Annotated in this window: 5 protein-coding genes; all 5 read right to left on the bottom strand. The window is 36.0% G+C overall.

Annotated elements, in window-relative coordinates:
• Positions 1-82: 82 nt before the first annotated feature.
• Positions 83-475, bottom strand: a complete 393-nt coding sequence (locus ACPYKA_RS19365) for a PaaI family thioesterase (RefSeq protein ID WP_479543838.1) — start codon at positions 473-475, stop codon at positions 83-85.
• An 83-nt stretch (positions 476-558) separates the two neighbouring features.
• On the bottom strand, positions 559-1,107 hold the full coding sequence (locus ACPYKA_RS19370) for a DUF6241 domain-containing protein (protein ID WP_479543839.1): 549 nt from the start codon (positions 1,105-1,107) through the stop codon (positions 559-561).
• Positions 1,108-1,290: 183 nt separating this feature from the next.
• Entirely contained in the window at positions 1,291-2,049 is a 759-nt protein-coding gene (gene aroD / locus ACPYKA_RS19375; protein WP_479543840.1) for a type I 3-dehydroquinate dehydratase, read from the bottom strand.
• A 48-nt stretch (positions 2,050-2,097) separates the two neighbouring features.
• Positions 2,098-2,937: a sugar phosphate isomerase/epimerase family protein gene (locus ACPYKA_RS19380; protein ID WP_479543841.1), complete on the bottom strand. Its 840-nt coding sequence runs from the start codon at positions 2,935-2,937 to the stop codon at positions 2,098-2,100.
• Between the two features lie 1,185 nt (positions 2,938-4,122).
• A partial coding sequence (gene tnpA, locus ACPYKA_RS19385) for an IS200/IS605 family transposase (RefSeq protein ID WP_479543842.1) occupies positions 4,123-4,361 on the bottom strand: 239 nt, incomplete at its 5' end.

Here is a 4,361-nt window from a genome sequence, read left to right on the forward strand (position 1 = left end):
GACATTTTCAGAAGAAAATAATTTCCCATCCAACAGTTAAAAAGTTGTTGTTTCTAAAAATCAGATGTTCAGTAGACCCTAATTATTCTCTTGGTTTCATCATATAGGTTGCCAGGCCAATTGCAACTTCTTCGCCTTGGTCATTCTCAATGACTGCTTCGCCGACGACGAGTGTTTTTCCTTGTTTGACTACTCGCCCTTTAGCAATTAACTTATCCCCCACCGCCGGGCGCAAATAATTAACCTTCATCTCAACCGTTACACCGCCAATCCCTTTTTCAACTTGCGACCTGAGGGCAGCTCCAACCGCTGCATCGACAAGACTTGCAATCACTCCACCATGAACCGTTTTCCGACTTTGTGTGATTTCATGAATAACGGGCAGTTCGAGAACAGAGTGACCATTATTAAGTTCAACTTCTTTCAAGCCGATATGATCCCAGTATGGGTTATTACTCATTATATTTTCACTCATCGAATCTTCCTTTCTATTAAACATCGGCGTATTATTCGAATGATAGGATGTGAAAAAGTAAGCGCACTCAAGATTCTCGTGACTTAATTTCTTTTACTCTCCAAATACGCCTCCTCTTCCTCTGCGGTTAACAATCTGAGGGCTTTGCCAATGTTTCCCCCTTGCATCTTCCAAATCGTATTATGATCATCGACGGAATGAGAAAAATTACCATCCGCCCAGCGTGTTAAAATATTTTTATACACTTCTTTATGTTGTAGAGGTTCCTTCGTTTTATCTACACTTTCGAGTAACCAATCAATCCGTTCATCTGTGATTTCAATTAATCCCCATTTTGCTTCAGCTTCTATTTTTTGATGAGACATTTTATGAATGAAATCTCTCATCACCTCTTCGGTTACTTCTTCCTGTTTCATTGTTGTATTAAAAGGGTTTTTATCTTCATCACTCGATCCATTCAGTAAAATCGGTTCTTCTTCTTCCTCGTCTTGAGTAGATTCTGTTTCAGTTTCATCTGGTTCTTCCGTAACAGGTTGTTCAGAAGTTGTTAAATCCGTATAAACAATATAAGTAAACCATCCAATTAATGCTACAATCACGATTATGAAGGTCCATATTATCTTTTTAAACATAGATACCACCTCTCCCTCACATCCATTGTAGCATGTTTCATGAGATGAAAAAGAGGACAAGTTCCCCTGTCCCCAGCCTTATTTTATACCAAATATCGAAACGCAAACTGAACCTGCAAGTAAGTCACATTGCTTCTGACTCGATATGACTTTAAATAAAGAACATTCTCACCCTAATCTCTTTTACTCCCAGCTAGGTACTAATTCTTGTGTTAATTGAATTGCTTCACGCAATTTTTTAACCGGAATCTGACCTGGAGCAGATAACTCAACACCGACACCAAACGTAATAATTGAACCATAAGCCCAGCCAACGATACGGCTTAATCCGCCAAGATCTCCCATTGACATGGTCACTACAGGTACTTCAAGCATATCGTCAATTGTTTTTGTTACTTCAAGCAAACGAAGTACATCTTCTTTTGAGTTTGGCATGACTGCAAACTTTGCAATATCCGCTCCATAAGCCTCTGCCTGACGAGCACGTTCAATAATCTCGTCATTATCCGGAGTAACTTTAAAATTATGATAAGATAAAATTAATTGTTTATTGTTTTCTTTGGAAATATCACGTAACGTTTTTACATACTTCTCTTCATTTGACGTTTCATAATCAACGAAGTCAACATCCGTTTGTTTACAAACCTGACTAATCAAAGATACTTTATCTTCTTCAGTTAACGTAATTTTTTCTCCGCCTTCATGCTCTGCCCGAATAGTAAATAACAACGGGATATCTGTCTTACCTTTGATCTCTTGAATAAGTCCTAACACGAGTTCAACATCCGCTAAATCTGTTAAAAAGTCTGCTCTCCATTCAATAAGATCTGGCTGCTGTGGCAAAATTTTATCTAATTGCTCAAGGATTTCGACCTTTGTTTTTCCTGTTAAAGGGGTACAAACATATGGCGCTTTTTTATTTGCAAAAATTTCTGTTGTCATTTTGTTACACTCCGTTTCATTTTTCCTTATCGATAGTATACCATAACCCTAGTAGCAATTAACCTTCTGCTGGCGAGGATGTTTGGCAAAATATTCTTTCGCTGTCACGAGACAACGACGAGCAAATTCTTCGTAGCCAAGCAATTCAGATTGTTGCTTATTTGGCAATTCAATTGAATATGGCACTTGCGGGATACTATTGATAATACTAGCTACATCAATACCGCCCTCCCCGACATATGAACGAGCTTCTCGTACGATGCGCACCATTTCATCCTGATCAGATGGAATGACACCAGGCGCATCACAGAGATGGAGAAAGCGGAACCATTCTTTAGGTACTTTTTTCAAATCTTCAACTGTATCATGTGCACGATGGAAATGATGAATATCAATCATTAACCCAGCATTCGCTTTATTTACCGTATCAAGGACTTCCATTACACCAGCTAAATTTGAAACGCTTGCAATTGGCACATACTCTAACTCAACAGTAAGTTCATACTGAGCAGCTAAATCACAAAGCTTTGCAAACTTCTCGATCGCTTCTTCTTTATTATCTGTCCAGATACTACTCAACACATGACGCCCACCAAGTTCGGCAGCCACTTCCATCTCAGGCTCATACTGACTCGGATCAATTCCATCTGCAATCCGTGCAAGTTCGATATCAAGTAATTGTAATCCAGTATCTTTTAATGCTGTTTTTGTATCACGAAAAAGTGCTTTATTTTTAGCTAAAGAAAAATTCGGTTCACCTGGTAAACCCATATAAATCGGGCGTAAACTTACAAAATCATATCCCGCACGTGCAGCCATATACGTCATCTCTGGTGGGGGTGTGTTTAATACGGTTAAATATGCTAATGAAAACTGAGGTTGTGTCATGAAAATCCTCCTTTTATTTTTAAAGGTAATTAGTTCGTGTTGGATCGATCTAATTTTTGGTTAAAAATTATTTATAACATTTGATTGACCATCTTCACCTCACGGTTAGATCGATCTAAAATGTAAGCGTTAAAATTATAATACAATATTAAAACTAAAATATCAATGATTTATTTTTAGTACTACCCTAAAAAACAAGGCAAGTCTTTCTGCCTTGTTCATGGAATGATTATCTCATCTCTTTGTGATGCATCGATCGGCAAATACAAATAACACAATATGTATCCCTAACATAATAATAAGAGCAATATATCCAGTCCTAATAACGATAGATCCACCAATAATAGGAATAGCGAGAAATAGCTCTAGTCTCCAGAAACCCACTTCATAATCCGAGAATTCGGCAACTAATATTCCACCTCTCGTTAAAACTGAAGTTTATGATTTATGGAAAATTTTAACTTTTTGATTTTACATAAGTCTACTAAGTAGAATTAAAATAAATATAATTACAATACTTTGAATTAGCGAAATTATGATATCTTTTTTCCAAGTATTTTCCGAAGTATACTTCTGTCCGTATCTATGTAACACTCTTACAAAAATTAAACAAACTAACCACAATGAAAGAAACTGAAAAATAACCATTACAAAATCTAAATACTTCATAACTCCCACCTCTCGTTACCTTACCCTCAACGATTCAAGCCCAATTTTTCGCAACAAGATTTCCCCCTATTGAAGTATTTATTCAAAACTTCAGAGTAAAGTGTATATTTAACTTCTTGATCGGATGAAAGAATGGCTGAATGCGATTCACCAAATCCTTACCCACATTCATCGTATACTGTCGGCGTAATGTACAAAGACAAAAATAGTTAATAATGCAAATAGTTTTTCAAATACTTCCATTTCCTCAATTAATTTAATTTCATATTTAATTTTCATCATTTTTACCGAGTAATTGATATAAAGTTAGGATAACAGCTGTTATATTAAGAGAAATAACAATAGATAATAAGGCTATTCCTGCATCTCCATAATCGGGTAGAATTATAAAATATATGAGTCTAAGTAAACAAGCTATAGGAAATGAAAAGAAACTGAGTAAAAAAGGCAATAATAATTTTGAACAAAAAAGTGAAGGCGCAGTCCCCTTCAAATTGCGTTAGCAATTAGTGGGGGTTAGCCTTCGCGGTCTTGATTTTCGATATACTTTTTTATTACTTCTATAGGAGCTCCGCCTGTTGTTAAAATTAAATAACTACGACTCCAAAAATAAGGCTTCCAATAATATTTTGCAAGGAATTCCGTAAATTCTTTTCTAATATACCTAGAAGTTACCGTTTTAAAACTATTAATTGTGTTCGCTAAATTTATCTGTGGTGGTGCCTCAAATAAAATATGCAAATGATCTTTTTCAG

The organism is Pseudogracilibacillus amylolyticus (SeqCode) (assembly GCF_051918545.1).
Classification (GTDB): Bacteria; Bacillota; Bacilli; order Bacillales; family Amphibacillaceae; genus Pseudogracilibacillus.